Annotated in this window: 13 protein-coding genes; 7 read left to right on the top strand and 6 right to left on the bottom strand. The window is 71.7% G+C overall.

Annotation, left to right across the window (positions count from 1 at the left end; genetic code table 11):
• Window positions 1-40: 40 nt before the first annotated feature.
• A complete protein-coding gene (locus tag PBV52_RS01590; protein ID WP_274236441.1) occupies window positions 41-592 on the bottom strand; it encodes a TetR/AcrR family transcriptional regulator in 552 nt (183 codons plus the stop codon).
• A 107-nt stretch (window positions 593-699) separates the two neighbouring features.
• Between PBV52_RS01590 and PBV52_RS01585 the strand changes: the two genes are divergently transcribed.
• The 3 genes from PBV52_RS01585 (at window position 700) to PBV52_RS01575 (ending at window position 2,744) form a co-directional block, all read left to right on the top strand.
• Window positions 700-1,158: a nuclear transport factor 2 family protein gene (locus PBV52_RS01585; protein ID WP_274236440.1), complete on the top strand. Its 459-nt coding sequence runs from the start codon at window positions 700-702 to the stop codon at window positions 1,156-1,158.
• A 9-nt stretch (window positions 1,159-1,167) separates the two neighbouring features.
• Window positions 1,168-1,701 (top strand): flavoprotein, encoded by a 534-nt coding sequence (locus PBV52_RS01580; RefSeq protein WP_274236439.1) that lies wholly within the window; start codon window positions 1,168-1,170, stop codon window positions 1,699-1,701.
• Window positions 1,702-1,775: 74 nt separating this feature from the next.
• Window positions 1,776-2,744, top strand: a complete 969-nt coding sequence (locus PBV52_RS01575; protein ID WP_274236438.1) for an aldo/keto reductase — start codon at window positions 1,776-1,778, stop codon at window positions 2,742-2,744.
• A gap of 17 nt (window positions 2,745-2,761) precedes the next feature.
• Here PBV52_RS01575 and PBV52_RS01570 read toward each other — a convergent pair whose 3' ends face one another.
• On the bottom strand, window positions 2,762-3,583 hold the full coding sequence (locus PBV52_RS01570; RefSeq protein WP_274236437.1) for a phytanoyl-CoA dioxygenase family protein: 822 nt from the start codon (window positions 3,581-3,583) through the stop codon (window positions 2,762-2,764).
• A 63-nt stretch (window positions 3,584-3,646) separates the two neighbouring features.
• Here PBV52_RS01570 and PBV52_RS01565 point away from each other — a divergent pair, with 63 nt between their 5' ends.
• Both PBV52_RS01565 and PBV52_RS01560 read left to right on the top strand, forming a co-directional pair.
• Window positions 3,647-4,579: a helix-turn-helix domain-containing protein gene (locus PBV52_RS01565; protein ID WP_274236436.1), complete on the top strand. Its 933-nt coding sequence runs from the start codon at window positions 3,647-3,649 to the stop codon at window positions 4,577-4,579.
• Between the two features lie 346 nt (window positions 4,580-4,925).
• Window positions 4,926-7,046: a ricin-type beta-trefoil lectin domain protein gene (locus tag PBV52_RS01560; RefSeq protein WP_373921809.1), complete on the top strand. Its 2,121-nt coding sequence runs from the start codon at window positions 4,926-4,928 to the stop codon at window positions 7,044-7,046.
• A gap of 58 nt (window positions 7,047-7,104) precedes the next feature.
• Here the strand turns inward: PBV52_RS01560 and PBV52_RS01555 are convergent, their stop codons facing one another.
• From PBV52_RS01555 to PBV52_RS01545, 3 genes are all read right to left on the bottom strand, one after another.
• Window positions 7,105-8,331, bottom strand: coding sequence for an SLC13 family permease (locus PBV52_RS01555; protein ID WP_274236434.1), 1,227 nt, complete (start codon window positions 8,329-8,331; stop codon window positions 7,105-7,107).
• A gap of 120 nt (window positions 8,332-8,451) precedes the next feature.
• Entirely contained in the window at window positions 8,452-9,108 is a 657-nt protein-coding gene (locus tag PBV52_RS01550; protein ID WP_274236433.1) for a DUF4232 domain-containing protein, read from the bottom strand.
• A gap of 56 nt (window positions 9,109-9,164) precedes the next feature.
• On the bottom strand, window positions 9,165-11,549 hold the full coding sequence (locus tag PBV52_RS01545; protein WP_274236432.1) for a SpoIIE family protein phosphatase: 2,385 nt from the start codon (window positions 11,547-11,549) through the stop codon (window positions 9,165-9,167).
• A gap of 143 nt (window positions 11,550-11,692) precedes the next feature.
• On the opposite strand from PBV52_RS01545, the gene PBV52_RS01540 reads away from it, so the two are divergent.
• A complete protein-coding gene (locus PBV52_RS01540) occupies window positions 11,693-14,800 on the top strand; it encodes a glycoside hydrolase family 2 TIM barrel-domain containing protein (protein WP_274236431.1) in 3,108 nt (1,035 codons plus the stop codon).
• A gap of 233 nt (window positions 14,801-15,033) precedes the next feature.
• Window positions 15,034-17,268, top strand: coding sequence for a glycoside hydrolase family 9 protein (locus PBV52_RS01535; RefSeq protein WP_274236429.1), 2,235 nt, complete (start codon window positions 15,034-15,036; stop codon window positions 17,266-17,268).
• A 71-nt stretch (window positions 17,269-17,339) separates the two neighbouring features.
• Here the strand turns inward: PBV52_RS01535 and PBV52_RS01530 are convergent, their stop codons facing one another.
• Window positions 17,340-18,065, bottom strand: coding sequence for an acyl carrier protein (locus PBV52_RS01530; protein WP_274236428.1), 726 nt, complete (start codon window positions 18,063-18,065; stop codon window positions 17,340-17,342).
• Between the last annotated feature and the right edge of the window lie 154 nt (window positions 18,066-18,219).

Genomic DNA, 18,219 nt, shown 5'->3' with positions numbered 1-18,219 from the left:
GGGCCTGCGCGGTCGTCACGGAACTCGCCGCGGCCTGACCTCAGCGCGCCGCCAGCAGTGACCGCGCCGCCTCCCGCGCCTCGGCCGCCGGCCGCGTACTGCCGGTGATGCCCGCCGTGACCATGGCGCCCTCGGCCAGCAGAAACAGCGGCCCGGTCAGCGCGTCGGGCAGCCCCGCCCCCGCCACCAGCGAGGCGAGGTAGTCGCGGAACGCCCGCTTGTGCGCCCGGACCTGGTCCGCCACCCGCTCGGAGCGGGCGCCCAGCTCGCCGTACGAGTTGATCCACGCGCACCCGCGGAAGTCCGGCTCGCCGAACCACTCCTCCAGCCAGTCGAAGACGGCGAGGATCCGCAGCTCGGGGTCCGCCTGTCGCTCCACGGAGGCGGCGAGTTGTCCGCGCCAGCGCACGTCGCGCCGCTCCAGATACGCCTCCACCAGCTGCTCCTTCGCCGGGAAGAGCTGATAGAGCCGCTTCAGCGAGACCCCGGACGCGCCCCGGATGTCGTCCATGCCGACGGACTGGATGCCGCGCCCGTAGAACAGCTTCTCCGCGGCGTCCAGTGCCTGCTCCCGGGCGGTTGCGCTGTCCATGTACGACCACTCCTTGACGTGAGAACGAGCGTTCTCCTACCGTAGCAGTCACGCGGAGAACGCTCGTTCTCCGTTGTTCGCACTGCCCTTTCCGCCCGGAGGACGCCATGACCGACCGCCCGCCCCTGCCGCCGTTCACCCGCGAGAGCGCCGCGAGGAAGGTGCAGGCCGCCGAGGACGCCTGGAACACCCGCGACCCGCACAAGGTGGCGCTCGCCTACTCGGCGGACTCGGTGTGGCGCAACCGCGACACCTTCGTCACCGGCCGCGCCGAGATCGTCGAGTTCCTCACCGCCAAGTGGGCCCGGGAGCACGAGTACGCGCTGCGCAAGGACCTGTGGGCCTTCGACAGCAACCGCATCGCGGTCCGCTTCCAGTACGAGTGCCGGGACGCCGAAGGGCAGTGCTGGCGGTCGTACGGCAACGAGCTGTGGGAGTTCGACGAGCACGGGCTGATGACCCGGCGCGAGGCGAGCATCAACGACGTACCCATCGAGGAGAAGGAACGCCGGATCCACGGCCTGCGCCCCGAGGCCGAACGAGGGCTGTCCTTCCCGCTTGAGTAGGGTGCGCGGGTGACCGAACAGGACGAGCGAGCGCCCTTTCTCTACGTCGTCGTATGCGCCGCCGGCATCGCCACGGACGTCGGCAAGCTGATCACCGCCGCGCAGGAGCGCCGGTGGCAGGTCGGGGTCATCGCGACGCCGCTCGCCATGAACGGTTTCTTCGACACCGCCGCCGTCGAGGCGCAGACCGGCCGCCCGATCCGCTCCGCCTGGCGTCGCCCCGGTGACTCACGGCCCTTCCCGGAGCCCGACGCGGTCGTCGTCGCCCCGGCCACCTTCAACACGATCAACAAGTGGGCCGCCGGCATCGCCGACACCCTCGCCCTGGGCACCCTGTGCGAGGCGCACGGCCTCGGCGTGCCCATCGCCGCCCTGCCCTGCGTGGCCGACGCGCTGGCCGCCCATCCCGCGTACCAGGACAGCCTGATACGGCTGCGGGGGATGGGCGTGCGCCTCGGGGAGCCGTACGCCGGTGAGGTGGGGGAGGACGGCGGGCGGCCGGAGTTCGGGTGGGAGCGGGCGCTGGACCTGCTGGACCCGTGACGGAACCGGCCTCGCCCGCACCCGACCACGTACGCTCCCCCTGGTACCCCAACCCGAAGGCAGGAGCAGCAACGATGCAGTACGTGAAGCTCGGTTCGACGGGCCTGGACGTGTCGCGGATCTGTCTGGGCTGCATGACCTACGGGCTCCCCGACCGCGGCGTGCACGAGTGGACCCTCGACGAGGAGGCGTCGCGGCCGTTGATCCGGCAGGCGCTGGACGCCGGGATCAACTTCTTCGACACCGCCAACGTCTACTCCGACGGCACCAGCGAGGAGATCGTCGGCAAGGCGCTGCGCGACTTCGCCCGCCGGGACGAGATCGTGCTCGCGACGAAGGTGAACGGCCGGATGCGGCCCGGCCCCAACGGCGCCGGCCTCTCCCGCAAGGCCATCATGTCCGAGATCGACCACAGCCTCGCCCGCCTCGGCACCGACTACGTCGACCTGTACCAGATCCACCGCTTCGACCCGCAGACCCCGGTCGAGGAGACGATGGAGGCGCTGCACGACCTGGTGAAGGCGGGCAAGGTGCGCTACATCGGGGCGAGTTCGATGTACGCCTGGCAGTTCTCCAAGATGCAGTACACGGCCGAGCGGCACGGCTGGACGAAGTTCGTCTCGATGCAGAACTACTACAACCTCCTCTACCGCGAGGAGGAGCGCGAGATGCTGCCGCTCTGCGCGGACCAGGGCGTCGGCGTGCTGCCCTGGAGCCCGCTGGCCCGCGGCCGGCTCACCCGGGACTGGGGCACGGTCACCGAGCGCAGTGCGGGCGACAACTTCGGCAGCCGTCTGTACGTCGACAGCGACCGGGTCGTCGTCGAGGCCGTCACCCGCGTCGCCGACGAACGCGGCGTCCCGCGCGCCCAGATCGCCCTCGCCTGGCTGCTGCACCAGGACACGGTGGCGGCCCCGATCATCGGCGCCGCCAAGCCGCACCACATCGAGGACGCGGCCGCCGCGGTCGAACTGGAGCTCAGCGAGAAGGAGTTGGAGGAGCTCCAGCAGCCGTACGCTCCGCATCCGATCATCGGTCACTGACCGGCGCCGCCGACGGATCAGTGCGGCCCGTGCGGTGCGAACTCCGTGCCGCACGGGCCCGAGCCCTCGCTGTGCGGCAGCGGGACGCGGTCGCCGCTCATCGTCAGCGTGCGGTAGTACTCGCCGATCCGCTCGGTCGAACGCCCCACGTAGTGCCCGATGAACGACCGGCGAAAACGGCCCTCCGTGCGGTTGGGCTGCGAGCCGTGCACCAGGCTGCCGTTGAAGAACAGGACGTCCCCCGGCTCCATGTCGACGGGTACGGCCGTAAGGCCGGGCGGCGGCGGCACGTACTCACGCGCGAAGGACACGTCGGCGTCCGCCGTTTCCGGGCAGAACAGGTCCATGGCGTGGGTGCCGGGGACGACTTCGAGGCCGCCGTTGTCCCGGTCGATCACATCGCACGCGATCCACGCCGCCACACACGTGCCCGGCTCGACGCGCAGATAGAAGTTGTCCTGGTGCAACGCCTGCCCCCGGGCACCCGGCGGCTTGAAGTAGAACATGCTCTGCGCGGCCAGCACCTCCTCCCCGAGCAGCACCTCCAGCACGCTGCGCAGCCGGGCATCGAGCAGCACCCGCAGCGACAGCTCGTCGATCTCGTGCGGCTGCATCACCCGGGGATACACGCGCAACGGGTCGCCGTCCGACGGCCGGGGCTCGAAGTGCCCGGCCACCGGCCCGGCCGCGTGCAGCGCCGCGAACCGCTCGCGGAGCCGGTCGATCTCGTCGTACCCGAACAGTCCGCGTACGACCGTGAAGCCGTCGTCGCGAAACTGGCGGAGCCCGGTCTCGGGCAGGATGGGGGCGCCGGTGGCGCCGATGTCCGTGGCTGTCATGCGTCCACTCCTCGGTCAGGCGTGCTCACCCGGCCACGCTAGGCCGATGCCCGCCCCAGGAGGATGACCGTGAGCGCTGACGGATTGCCCGAGACTGCTGCACCCGGCGATCCCGCCCCGCCGCCTGGCCTGGTGGTGGTCGGGCACTTCGACCAGCCGCCGGGGTACGGCATCGACCGGCCGCGCGGCGCGGACAGCTGGCTGTTCACCTGGACCACCGGCGGGCGGGGCCGGCTGCGCCACGGAAGCACCGAGGCGCGGGCCGGGGCGGGGGATCTGGTGGTGCTCGCGCCGGGCGTCCCGCACGGCTACGGGGTCGAACCCGGCGCACGGCACTGGGAGTTCTGGTGGGTGCACTGCCAGGCCCGCTCCTCCTGGCAGTCCTGGCTGCGCCCGTACGACACCGGCGAGGGGATGTACGTCGTCACGCCGACGCCGGACGCGGTGCACGGCCGTGTCGAGGCGGCCTTTCGCCGGATGCTCGCCGACGCCCGCTGGACGGGGACGGGCGCGCCGCCCGCCTCGGCGCCCGCGTCGGCGCCGGGGGAGGGGCCGGTCGCGGTGGCGCACGGCACCGCGGCCCGCGAACTCGCCCTGTGCGCACTGGAAGAGGTCGTCCTGCTCACCGCCGGCACCGCGCGGACGCCCCCGTCCCACCCCGGCGTCGACGAGCGGGTACGCCGGGCCGAGGCGCTGATCGCCGCCGATCCGGGCGCCCCGCACACGGTGCGCTCGCTCGCCGAGCACGTCGCGCTCTCGCCCTCCCGGTTCGCCCACCTCTTCACCCGGCAGCTCGGGCAGTCACCGATGCGCGCGCTGCGCGAGGCACGTCTGCGGCACGCCGCCCGGCTGCTGGAGACCACCGGCCTGTCCGTGGAACGCGTGGCAGCCGCCTCCGGGTTCGCCAGCCCGTTTCACTTCAACCGGGTGTTCCGCGAACGGTACGGGGTGCCGCCCGGCGCGTACCGGGCGAGTGGCCCAATGGTTGGCGCATGACTTGTGTAGGCCGGGTGAAGGCGCGTGTGTCCGTATGACCAGGCAAAAAGGTGGAAGCGCGGCCGTTCAATGGTTTTCATCGGCTCCCGAAGAGCCTTGAGTGAATGCCATTTCCGATTGCCCTGACGATGTGCCGTAAATGACTGCGATCGGCTGTTGACCAATCGTCAAATCCTGATCGCCGGGCACGCAATGCACAAAAAACTGGAATCGCTTGTTCCCTGTCCCTGACCTGTGCAAAGGTGTGCCTCGCTCCCACACGCCCCATGCTTCACAAGAGCCGCGCCCGGAGCATACCCGTTGGTATGAACCATTAAAGCCGCATGCCCTCCGGAGGAATGCCGCCGTGCATGACGCAGGCCCGTCGAATTCCCCTCATGACCCCCGCCTCTTCGAAGTGACCGACGCTCAGCTGAGCGCCGAACTGAAGAAGTGGACGGGGGCGACACCGGCACTCCATCCCGTCGGTGAACTCCTCGACCGGCACTGGGAAGCAGGCTTCGCCTACGCACGGCTGTGCACCGCGGACGCCCGGTCCGCCGGCATGCTCACCACCGCGGCATTCACCCGGCTCTTCGGCGAAACACTGCGGCAGACCGGACCGACGTCGGCGTGGCGGCCCCAACTGCTCGTCACCGTGCGCCGGATCGCGGCGGAGTGGGACACCGACCGCCGACAGGAACTGCTCCATCCCGAGCTGCGGACCGAGCCCGGCAGCGGGGAGCGCGTCTCCGCCCGGCTGCTGCCCCCGGCCGACCGCCGCCTGCTGTCCGGGGCGTTCCAGCGGCTGCCCCAGTCCGCCCGCTGCCTGCTGTGGCACAGCGAGGTGGAGGCCGAACCGCTGGCGATACCCGCCGGACTCCTCGGCCTCGACGAGGAGGACGCCCGGGTCGAACTCGGCCGGGCCCACGAGCGTTTGCGCGAGGAGTGCCTCCAGGTCCACCGCGAACTCGCCCCGGAACAGGAGTGCCGTAGCTACCTGCGGATGCTGGACGTGACCTACCGGCGCGGCGGCGTCGACGTCGACCCCGACCTGCGCGAGCACCTGGAGCGCTGCGGGCACTGCAGCGACACCGCAGGCCAGCTGCACTTCTTCAACGCGGGGCTCGGCGTCGCACTGGCCGAGGCGGTGCTCGGCTGGGGCGCGAGAGCCTATCTGGAATCGAGAGCGAGCCAGGCCGAGAAGCCGGCCGAGGCCGAGCCGACGCCGACAGCGGCTTTCGCGGGCGAGTCCTTCTTCTCCGAGGGCGGCGCCTTCGCCCCTGCCGCAGATGCCTTCGCGGGCGAGGGGCGCGCGCCCGCGGCAGAGAACTTCGCCTTCGGGGGCGAGGCTCCCACGCCCGCTCCAGGGGCGCCCGCCCCCGCGGGCCGGCCCTTCTCCGCTGCGGACGTGGTCGCCCCGCCTGCACAGACAGGCCCTCGACGGGCACGCCGCACCGCACGCCGGACCGCCCCGCGCACCGACGCCACCACCGCCCCCGGTCCGGGCGCCCCGCGCAGCTGCTCCAGACGCGCCGCCCTCAAGGCCACCCGCCGTGCCGCCCGGCGCCGCAACCTCACCGCGGCCGTCGCGACCGTCAGCGCCCTCGTCGTCCTCCCGCTCGTCGTCTGGTCCGTCGTCGGCTCCGGAGATTCCACTCCGACCGCGGGCGAGCGCCCCTCCGAAGCGCCCGGCTCGAACGCGGGCTCCGCCAGCAGCAACCCGTCCTGGGCGGGCGCCGCCGAGGCCGCGAAGGGCGATCTGCGGGGCCGGCTCTACAACATCGGATCCGGGCTGTGCGTCGGCATCGTCGGCGGGAAGGCCGTCAAGAACGCGGAGACCGAGCTCGCCACCTGCTCCTCGGCCGCCGGCCAGCAGTGGTCATACGAGACCGACGGCCTGCTGCGCAGCGGCGCGGACCCCGATCTGTGCCTCGACTCCCACCTCGGTTACTCGGTCCGGCTGGCCCCGTGCACGGATGCCGCCGATTCCGACACCAAGAACGTCCGCTACGACTTCACCCTCCAGGGCACCCTGGTGCCTCGCTTCAACCAGGAACTGGCCCTCAGCCCCGCCGCCACGGACGGCTCGGGAGCACTGGTCCTCAAGACCCGTGACGACGACGGCGACGCCCAGCACTGGGTGATCGACACCTCGAAGGCCGAACTCCAGATGGAGGCGGTCAACTGGGACACGGTCGCCCGTACTCCGCAGCTGACGACCCCGAAGCCCACGCCGACCCCCACCCCGACGCCCAAGCGGTCGAAGACACCGACGCCCACCCCGACGCCGTCCGCGCCCCCGTCGACCTCGCAGCCGACCCCCACGAGCCCGTACCCGACCGACCCGTACTGCTACTACCACCCCTACTCCTGCTCGTCGGACGGCCAGTACGGCGGGTCCGGTGGGGGAGGTTACGGCGGATACGGCGGATACGGGTATGGCGGTTACGGCGGTTACGGCCAGGGTGGTGGCGGTCGCGGCTGACCGCTGATCGCTGCCCCGGCTGATCGCTGCCCGGCTCGGTCGGCCGGTCCGCCACGACTCAGCCTCCGACCACCTGGAGCGACGCCCACAGCGCCACCACGGCCGGGACAAGGGCGGCCGGCACCGCGAGCAGCCCGAGCCGGGTGAACTCGCCGACGGCGACCTCGTGCCCGTGCCGGTGCGCGATGCGCCGCCACAGTAGGGTGGCCAGCGAGCCGGCGTACGTCAGGTTCGGGCCGATGTTCACCCCGAGCAGCACCGCGAGCACCGCGCCGGGCCCGGCCGGGGCGGTCAGCGGCAGCAGGACCAGCACGGCGGGCAGGTTGTTGATCAGGTTCGCCAGTACGGCGGCCAGCGCGGCGATGCCGAGCAGCGCGGCCAGGCCCGAGCCGTCCGGCAGCACCTGCCGGAGCGCGTCGGCGAGCCCATGGTCGACCACGGCGCGCACGACGACGCCGAGCGCGAGCACGAACGCCAGGAACGCCGGTGTGGCGGCCCGCACCACGGTGAGCGGGGAGGCCCGGCGCCGTACGATCGCCCGCCCGGCCAGCACCAGTGCCCCCGCGAGCGCCGCCCACGCCGGCTCGACGCCCACTGCCGAGGCCATGACGAACCCGGCCAGCGTGCAGCCCACGGTGACCAGCGCGAACAGCGGCAGCTCGGGGGCCTTCCCGGCGTCGGGCGTGTGGACCGGCGCCATCAGCTCGTCGGCGAACCAGCGCCGGAAGACCAGGTACTCGGCGCCGATCGCGGCCAGCCAGGGCAGCGTCATCAGCGCCGCGAACCGGGTGAAGCTCAGCCCGCTCGCCTCGAAGGCCAGCAGGTTGGTGAGGTTGGACACCGGCAGCAGCAGCGAGGCCGTGTTCGACAGGTGCGCGCAGGCGTAGACGTGGGGTTCGGCGCGGACGCCCGCCCGGGCGGCGGTGGCCAGCACGACCGGCGTCAGCAGCACCACCGTGGCGTCCAGGCTGAGCACGGCCGTGATCGCCGAGCCCAGCGCGAACACCGCGGTCAGCAGCCGTCCGGGAGACCCCGCGGCCCAGCGGGCCATCCAGGCCCCGCAGGCCCGGAAGAGCCCCTCGACATCGCAGAAGTGGGCGAGGACCAGCACCGCGGCGAGGAAACCGACCACCGGCCCGAGCCGCTCCACCTCCGCCCACGCATGCGCCGGCGAGATCACCCCGGTCGCGATCGCCACCCCCGCGGCCGGTACCGCGACCGCGGCCTCCGGAAGGCCGAACGGGCGCAGAACGGCCCCGAACAGTACGGCGATGAGCAGGGCCACGGACAGTGCTTCGGCGAGCGGGGCGTTCAGAGCGGGTCCTTCAAGACGTGATCGAAGACGTGCCCGCACATGAAAACAGGCTGAGGTAAGAGCCCTGTGAGCGCCCCCGGCCGGGAGGGATCAACCACCCGTGCCGGGCTGGACCACGGTCAGGAAGACCGAGGACTCGTTTCCGGCCACGGGCACCTCACCGGCCGTCCACGCCACCTCGATCGAGTCCCGCTCGTCCGGCGGCGTCACGAGCAGTGCCTCGGGCGTGGCCGTACGGGCCCTGCTGATCTCGGGGCTGGCGAAGGTCAGCCCGGCCCAGGCGCTCCGACCCGGGGCCAGTGTGACGGTGGTGGGTGTGTCGGGAGAGCGCTTCGGATCCGGGCCGAGCTGCTTGCCGGAGGCGTCGACGAAGGCGGCACCCGGATAGCCGCGCACGGTGCAGGTCCGGTCGGCCGTGTTGGTCAGCACGATCGGGAAGTTCCGCTGTCCGGCCCCCGGGCTGGGGCGGCCGATGGCGGCGCGCAGCTCGGAGGTGTGGCACCGGGTGGTGGAGCCGGTCGGCTCGGTCGCGGGGCTCTTGGTGCCGGCCGTGCTCGGCTCGGTCGTAGGGGTCCCGCTGCCGGCTGTGCCGGGTCCGGTCGTACGGCTGCTCGTGCCGACCGGTGTCTGGACAGCGCCCGACGAGTCGGCGCCGTTGTCGCAGGCGGCCAGCAGGGCCACCAGCGCGACGGCGCTCACCAGAGGGGTCGCTCGGTGTAAGGCGTGGAATGCCCGTGCACGTCCCATGTTGGTGACGACTCCCCGTTTTGCCGCCGAGTACTCAATGTTCTGCCGCCGACTGCTCACTCCTCGTCGAGGAGCCCGATCTCCGCCCAGATCGTCTTGCCGTCCGCCGTGTGCCGGCTGCCCCAGCGCTGGGTCAGCTGGGCGACCAGCAGCAGCCCGCGGCCGCCCTCGTCGAAGATCTTGGCGCGGCGCAGATGCGGTGCCGTGTGGCTGGTGTCGGACACCTCGCAGATCAGCGTGGCCGCGTCGTGGATCAGCCGGAGGCGGATGCCGGGGGTGCCGTAGCGGATGGCGTTCGTCACCAGCTCGCTCACCACCAGCTCGGCCGTGAACGTCGCCTCGCTCAGATTCCAGGCGTCGAGCTGCTCCATGACCTGCTTGCGGATGGGCGCGACGAGTGCCGGGTCGGCCGGGATGTGCCAGGTCGCGACCTGCGAGGGGGGCAGTCCCTGGGTGCGGGCCAGCAGCAGGGCCACGTCGTCGGCGGCGCCGGCCGGCGGGAGCAGGGCGTGCAGGACGTGGTCGCAGGTCTCGTCCAGCGAGCCGGAGGAGGCCGACAGCGCCTCGCGGAGCAGGGCATGACCGGTGTCGACGTCGCGCTCGCGGCTCTCGATCAGGCCGTCGGTGTAGAGGGAGAGCACCGTGCCCTCGCGCAGTTCGAGCTCGGCTGACTCGAACGGCAGCCCGCCCAGCCCGAGCGGCGGCCCGGCGGGCAGCTCGATCTCCTCCGGCTCGCCGCCCGGCGGGACCATGACGGGCGAGGGGTGTCCGGCCCGGGCCAGCGTGCAGCGCCGGGAGACCGGGTCGTACACCGCGTACAGACAGGTGGCGCCCACCTCACCGGGGCTGCCGTCGGTGCCCGCCTCCTCGGAGAGGCGTACGACCAGGTCGTCGAGGTGGGTGAGCAGTTCGTCGGGCGCGAGGTCGATGTCGGCCAGCGTGCGCACCGCCGTGCGCAGCCGGCCCATGGTGGCCGACGCCGCGACGCCGTGGCCGACGACGTCCCCGACGACCATCGCCACCCGCATCCCGGACAGCGGGATCACGTCGAACCAGTCGCCGCCCACCCCCGACCGCGCCGCCGGGAGATAGCGCGAGGCCGCCTCCAGCGCCGCGGTGCGCGGCAGGGACCGGGGCAGCAGGCTGCGCTGCAGGGCGAGGGCGGTCTCGCGTTCGCGGGAGTAGCGGCGGGCGTTGTCGATGCAGACCGCCGCGCGTGCCGTGATCTCCTCGGCCAGCAGCACGTCGTCGGGGGTGAAGCGGTCGGGGTTCTTGAACCGGGTGAGCACGGCGACGCCGAGGGTGGTGCCGCGGGCCTGGATCGGTACGGACATCGTCGTGTGGATGCCGTGCTCCTTGATCCGCTCGGCGCGTGCCGGGTCCCAGGCGAGCCACTGGGCTAGGTCGCCGGTCGACGTCGAGGCCACGATGGTGCGGGCCGCCAGCAGCGCGTCGGCCTGGGGCGACGGGGTGGGGTACACGTCCACATGTCCCGGTTCGGCCACGGCTTCGGGGTTGCCCGGGTTGACGGACCGGTGGGCGGCCCGGCGCAGGCTGACCGGGGCGGTCAGCCGGCCTGTGGGCGACTCGCCGCCGTGCTCCGGAGGGTCCAGCAGGTCGACGCTCACGAAGTCGGCGAGGGCGGGGACGCAGATCTCCGCCAGCTCCTCGGCCGTCCGGGTCACGTCCAGGGTGGTGCCGATCCGGACGCTGGCCTCGTTCACCAGCTGCAGCCGTTCCCGGGCCAGGTACTGCTCGGTGAAGTCGTGCGCGGCGACGGACACGCCGCGCACCCGCCCCTCGCTGTCGGTGATCGGGGCCATGCGGGCCAGCCAGGCGTACGTCCTGTCCCCACCGACCGGAACGTACGTCTGCACGTCGGTGCCCCGGCCGGTGGTGAGCACGCGCAGGAGGTACTGCTCGATGTCCGTGCTCTGCGCTTTGCCGGTCAGTTCGGGCGCCCGCAGCCCGCGCACATGCTCCTCGGAGAGCCGCAGGATCTCCGCCATGACGGCGTTGATCCGGCGCAGCCGCAGCCGGTCGTCGTAGATCGCGATGGCACAGGGGGAGTCGAGGAGACCGATGTTGTCGAGCGGGTCGTCGGGCGAGCTCGGGCCGTCCCCTTCGAGCGGCGTGACCACGAGCCAGTGGTCGGGGCCGTCGTCGTTCGGCCGGAGGCGGTGGGCGAGCAGCCACACGGACACCGCGCCGCCGTCGCGATGGCGCAGGGTGACGGTGCCGTCCCAGCGGTCGCTCTCCGGCGCGACGGACCCGCTCCGCCCCGCGCCGGCCAGCAGATCCAGGGCGGGGCGCCCCACGACCTCGGCGGCCCGGTGGCCCAGCAGCCGTTCGGCCCCGGCGTTCCACTCGACGATCTTGCCGTCGTCGTCGATGACGGCCCGGGCTGTCGCGGCGTCGTCGAACGGATACTCCGGGTTCATCGTTCCAGGCTAGTGCGTCGGCTGCCCACGCACCCCGGAACTCCCGTGCGCACCCTTGACGGTATGGCGTGCCACCCCGTCAGAATCTGTTTGTTCACGATCAGTTGTGAGTACTTCTGCGCCCTGATGAGGGAGAGCCGCCCATGACAGTCAGTCGTAGATCGTTACTGCTCGCCTCCACGGCCGCCCCGGCGGCCGGAGCGCTGCTGACCACCCCGACGGCACGGGCCGCCGAGGGCGCCGAATCCAGCGGTGCCGGTCCCGGCCGCCGCACGGTCGCGCTGCGCGACGGCTGGCGCTTCGCCCTGGTGAACCCGGGCGGCCTCACCGACCCGACCGGCGCGTACGCGGGCGCCGCCGAGCCCGGCTACGACGACTCGGGCTGGCGCGAGGTCGCGGTGCCGCACGACTGGAGCATCGAGTTCGCGCCGACCACCGAGCACGGCACCACCAGCGGCACCGGCTTCTTCCCCGGCGGGCTCGGCTGGTACCGCCTCGCCTTCACCCTGCCGCCCGGCCTCGCAGGCAAGCGGATATCGGTGGAGTTCGACGGCGTCTACATGGACTCGTACGTCTACTGCAACGGCAAGGAGGTCGGCCGCCACCCCTACGGCTACACCGGCTTCGCCTTCGATCTCACCGACCTCGTGCACACCGACGGCAGCACCGAGAACGTGCTCGCGGTCAAGGTGCACAACCGCCTCCCCAGCAGCCGCTGGTACTCGGGAAGCGGCATCTACCGCGAGGCCCGCCTCGTCGTCACCGAGCCGGTGCACGTGGAGCGCTGGGGCACGTACGTCACGACACCGGAGATCACCGAGGAGCGGGGCGTCGTACGGGTGCGGACCGCGGTGGTGAACGCCTCCGGCGGCGGCACGGACGTCGAGGTCGTCTCGCGGATCGTCGATCCGGGCGGCCGTACCGTCGCCCGTACGTCCTCCACGGTCCCCGTCACCGACAAGGCGACCGAGACCCACGAACTCGCCGTCCCCGAGCCGAAGTTGTGGGACTTCGACACCCCGCACCACCGCTACACCCTGAAGACCGAACTGCGTGTCGGCGGCAGGATCACCGACACGTACCGCACCGGCTTCGGCTTCCGTACCTTCCGCTTCGACCCGGGCGAGGGCTTCCACCTCAACGGCTCCTACGCCAAGATCAAGGGCGTCGACCTGCACCACGACCTGGGCGCCCTCGGCGCCGCCGTCAGCATCGACGCCGTCCGCCGGCAGATGACCATCATGAAGTCGATGGGCGTCAACGCCTTCCGCACCTCCCACAACCCGCCCTCGGCGGAGATGATCCAGGTCTGCGAGGAACTGGGCATCGTGATGCTGGTGGAGGCGTTCGACTGTTGGAAGACCGGCAAGACGCGGTACGACTACGGCCGGTTCTTCGACGAGTGGTGCGAGAAGGACGCCACCGAGATGGTGCTCGCGGCCCGCAACTCGCCGGCCGTGCTGATGTGGTCCATCGGCAACGAGGTCCCCGACTCCACGTCCACCGCAGGGCTGGCCATGGCCGACCGGGTCATCGGCGCCATCAAGGCCGCCGACGACACCCGCCCGCTCGTCATCGGCTCCGACCGGCACCGCCGCGTGCCCGCCAAGGGCTCCCCGGCCGACCTCATCCTGGCCAAGCTGGACGGCCTCGGCCTCAACTACAACACCGCCAAGTCGGTGGACGAGCTGCACGCCGCCTACCCGCACTTGTTCCTCTTCGAGTCCGAGTCGTCGTCGGAGACCTCGACGCGCGGGACGTACCAGGAGCCGGAACACCTCAACACCGGCGAGAACCACACGCCGGGCAGGCGGGCGACCTCGTCGTACGACAACAACCTCGCCTCCTGGACCATGAGCGGCGAGTACGGGCACAAGAAGGACCGGGACCGGAAGTGGTTCGCCGGGCAGTTCCTGTGGTCGGGCATCGACTACATCGGTGAGCCCACGCCGTACGACGTCTTCCCGGTCAAGGCCTCCTTCTTCGGCGCGGTCGACACGGCCGGCTTCCCGAAGGACATGTACCACCTGTTCCGGAGCCAGTGGGTCGGCGAGCCGATGGTCCATCTGCTGCCGATGACCTGGAACCACCAGGAGGGCGACACGGTCGAGGTGTGGGCGTACTCCAACGTCGACACCGTCGAGCTGTTCCTCAACGGAAAGTCCCTCGGCACGCGGACGTTCGACACCAAGAAGACCGTCGACGGCCGGCCCTACCTGGAGACGACCGAGGCGACCGGCGACGACAAGACCTTCACCGACGGTCCCTATCCCGGCAGCTACACCAGCCCGAACGGCAGTGCGGGCAAGCTCCATCTGACCTGGAAAGTGCCGTACAGGGCAGGCGAGTTGAAGGCGGTGGCCCGACGGGACGGCAAGGTCGTCGCCACCGATGTGCTGCGCACGGCCGGTGCACCGAAGGCCGTACGGCTCACCGCCGACCGCAAGTCCCTCGCCGCCGACGGCCGTTCGCTGGTCTTCGTGACCGCCGAGGTCGTCGACGCCCGGGGTGTGGTGGTGCCCGACGCCGAGGACCTGATCGCCTTCGAGGTGACGGGCGGCTCGCTCGCCGGGCTCGACAACGGGCGGGAGGAGAGCGCCGAGCGCTACCAGGCCAGTACGCGTACGGCCTTCCACGGCAAGGCGCTGGCGATCGTACGGTCCGGCACGAAGGCGGGCGCCCTGAAGGTGACCGCGCGGGCCGAGGGCCTGCGGGCGGGGAACGTGAGCGTGCGGGCGACCCCTGCCCGTTCGGCCGCGCTCACCCCGGCCGCGGCGTTCGAGCCGGACCACCGGGCGCCGACCGACTTCCCGCATGCGGACGCCAGTTACTCCGGCCGCCCCGATACCCTCCCCGCCGCCATGCTCGACGGCGACCCGGCCACCGGCTGGTCGAACGGCTTCCTCAAGTCGGCCACGGCCCTGCTCCCCGCCTTCGGCGGAGCTCGCCCCGAGGACTGGGTGTCCGTGGACTTCGGGCGGGCGCGGACCTTCGACCGGATGGAGATCTCATTCACGGTGGACGCCACGCACACCCTGCCCGCCTCGATCGACGCCGAGGTCTGGGACGGCCGGAGGTACGTGCCGGTGACGGCGGCGTCCGTGGACTGGGCCACCGCCTCGGACGCGCCGACCGTCGTCACCTTCGACGCGGTACGAGGTTCCCGGTTGCGGCTGACCCTGACCAGCGCCCACCCGGGGGAGCCCCGAGGGGCAATACGCATCAGCAAGCTGGAGGCACCGGCCACCTGAGCCACGTCACGGTCCGGACGACCGGTACGGCAACGCCCCTGAGGGGCGCGGGGAACTGCGCGACAAACCACGACGGCGCCGCACCGGAAAACGAACGCTCGCGGCGCCCCCGGCGGAGCGTTTCGTCCGGACCGTTGACGTAGTGTCATGTCGCCAACAAGCATGGCTGCGTCCGCCACTGGGAGCGCTCCCACCCCGAGCGTCACCCGCCCCTCCCCTCGAGGAGCCCAGACGTGAAACGACGCAGAATCACGTTGCTGACCCTGACGGCCCTGCTGGCCGCAGGCCTGGCCGCCGCCCCCGCCGGCGCCGAAGAGGTCGAGCAACTCAAGAACGGCACGTTCGACACCACCACCGACCCGTGGTGGACGACCAGCAACGTCACCGCGGGTCTGTCCGACGGGCAGCTCTGCGCCGACGTCCCCGGCGGCACCACCAACCGCTGGGACGCCGGCGTCGGCCAGAACGACATCGCCCTGGTGAAGGGGGAGTCGTACCGGTTCTCCTTCACCGCCGACGGCTCGCCCCAGGGGCACGTGGTGCGGGCGATCGTCGGGCTGTCGGCGGCGCCGTACGACACCTACTTCGAGGTGACACCGGAGCTGAGCGTCTCCGGGAACTCCTACTCGTACACCTTCACCTCACCCGTCGACACCCGGCAGGGCCAGGTCGCCTTCCAGCTCGGCGGCAGCGCGGACGCGTGGCGCTTCTGCATGGACGACGCCTCGCTGCTGGGCGGCGTCCCGCCCGAGGTCTACGAGCCCGATACCGGGCCGCGGGTGCGGGTGAACCAGGTCGCCTATCTGCCCGCCGGGCCGAAGAACGCCACGCTGGTCACCGACGCCACCCAGAAGCTGCCCTGGGAGCTGAAGAGCGCGTCCGGGGCCGTGGTCGCCCACGGCTGGACCGTGCCACGCGGCACCGACGCCTCCTCCGCGCAGAACGTCCACTCCATCGACTTCGGCGCCTACCGCAAGCAGGGCAAGGACTTCACGCTGGTCGCGGGCGGAGAGGCGAGCCGGCCCTTCGACATCGGCACGGCCGCCTACGAGCGGCTGCGCCTGGACGCCGTGAAGTACTACTACACGCAGCGCAGTGGCATCGCGATCCGCGACGACCTGCGCCCCGGCTACGCCCGTCCCGCCGGACACGTCGACGTCGCGCCCAACCAGGGCGACGGCAAAGTGCCCTGCCAGCCGGGCGCGTGCGACTACACGCTCGACGTCACCGGCGGCTGGTACGACGCCGGCGACCACGGCAAGTACGTCGTCAACGGCGGCATCTCGGTGTGGGAGCTGCTGAGCACGTACGAGCGCGAACGGCTCGCTCGCACCGGGGAGCCGGAGAAGCTGGGTGACGGCACGCTCGCCATCCCGGAGGGCGGCAACAAGGTGCCGGACATCCTGGACGAGGTCCGCTGGGAGCTGGAGTTCCTGCTGAAGATGCAGGTGCCCGCGGGGCAGCCGCTGGCCGGCATGGCGCACCACAAGATCCACGACGAGCAGTGGACGGGCCTGCCGCTGCTGCCGAGCGACGACCCGCAAAAGCGCGAACTGCACCCGCCGTCCACCGCGGCGACCCTGAACCTGGCGGCCACGGCCGCGCAGGCGGCGCGCCTGTACAAGCCGTACGACAAGGAGTTCGCGGCGAAGGCGCTGGGTGCCGCCCGCAAGGCCTGGACCGCGGCGCTCGCGCATCCCGACCGGTACGCCTCCGAGAGCGACGGCATCGGCGGCGGCACCTACGCCGACAACAACGTCACCGACGAGTTCTACTGGGCGGCGGCCGAGCTGTATCTCACCACGGGGGAGAAGGGGTTCGCGGACCACGTCCTCAGCTCGCCCGTGCACACGGCCGACGTCTTCGGCTCCCTCGGCTACGACTGGGCCAGGACGGCGGCAGCGGCCCGACTGGACCTGGCGACCGTGCCGAGCGGGCTGCCCGGCCGGGACAAGGTGCGCCAGTCCGTGATCAAGGGCGCGGACGGCTATCTGGCCACCCTGAAGTCACAGGCGTACGGCATGCCCTACGCCCCGACCGGCAACCTCTACGACTGGGGCTCCAACCATCAGATCCTGCACAACGCCGTCGTGATCGCCACCGCGTACGACATCACCGGCGCCTCGAAGTACCGTGACGGTGCGCTGCAGAGCATGGACTACCTCCTCGGCCGCAACGCGCTGAACATCTCGTACGTGACCGGCTATGGCGAGGTCAACTCCCACAACCAGCACGCCCGTTGGTACGCCCACCAGCTCGACCCCAACCAGCCCAACCCACCGGTCGGCACGCTCGCCGGCGGGCCGAACTCGGGCATCCAGGACCCCTACGCACAGAGCAAACTCCAGGGCTGCGTCGGCCAGTTCTGCTACATCGACGACATCCAGTCCTGGTCGACGAACGAGCACACGATCAACTGGAACTCCGCCCTGACCCGCATGGCCTCCTTCGTGGCCGACCAGGGTTAGACCGCGCGAGCCCGCCGTCGCACAGGTGCGGCGGCGGGCTCGCGGTGGTGCCGGGTGCCCTGGCGGGGGACCTACGGGGCGATGTTCATGACGGGCAGGTCCTTGCTCACGCCCGCCAGGTAGTAGTCCTTGGGCGCCGAGAAGACGACGAACTCGCGGTCGTCCTCGCGGATCTTGGTCCGGATGGTGAAGTTCCCGGCGGCATCCGTGGTGGTCTGCGCGTCGTACTGGCTCTCGAAGTACTGCCGCAGGAAGACCCGGGTCCCGGCGACCGGGCCGTGCCCCGCGGGCCAGGTGACCTTGCCCGTCACGGTGAGGCCGTCGCCGGGGCGCACGATGAGCTTGCTGACCCGGTAGGTGAGGGAGCTCGCGACGGGCTCGACCCTGACTGCGGTGTCCGCGAAGGCCATGTGGAAGTCGGTGGGGTCGGTGTCGTACACGGCCCGGAACCGCACCTCGTGGCGCGGGGAGAGGTAGCGGCTGGGCTCGTCGTCCCAGCGGTCCGCCGGGACGTCCTCAAGGGTGTACCGCCCCTCGGCGTCGGTGCGGACGGTGCCCAGGCCGCGCGTCTCCCACTCCGTCGGGTCGATGGGGTCGCCCCACGGGTTCCAGGTCTTGAACAGCACCGACTCCTCGAGCTGGACCGGTGCGTCGGCGACGGGGGTGCCGTCGGGACGGGTCAGCGTGCCGGTGAGGTCGACCGTGCGGTGGTCGTAGTCGGTCGTGGCGGTGCTGCTGGTGAGGGTCACCTCGTAGTCGTCGCCGTCCGCCGCGTGGGCGGGCGGTACGACCACCACGGTGGCGGCCAGGGCGAGCGCGGCGACGGCGGTCGGCGGGCGGCCGGTAAACGCATGTGCACGTGAACTCCGTTGCTGGTGCGGTCGGTTGTCGCGCCGGGATCTGCGGGGGGTGCCGGCGTGGGATGTGACCCATGGGACCTCACCCGGGGTT

Source organism: Streptomyces sp. T12 (assembly GCF_028736035.1).
GTDB lineage: Bacteria > Actinomycetota > Actinomycetes > Streptomycetales > Streptomycetaceae > Streptomyces.
Note: the sequence above shows the minus strand (reverse complement) of the source record. Positions and strands in the feature narration are given on the sequence as shown.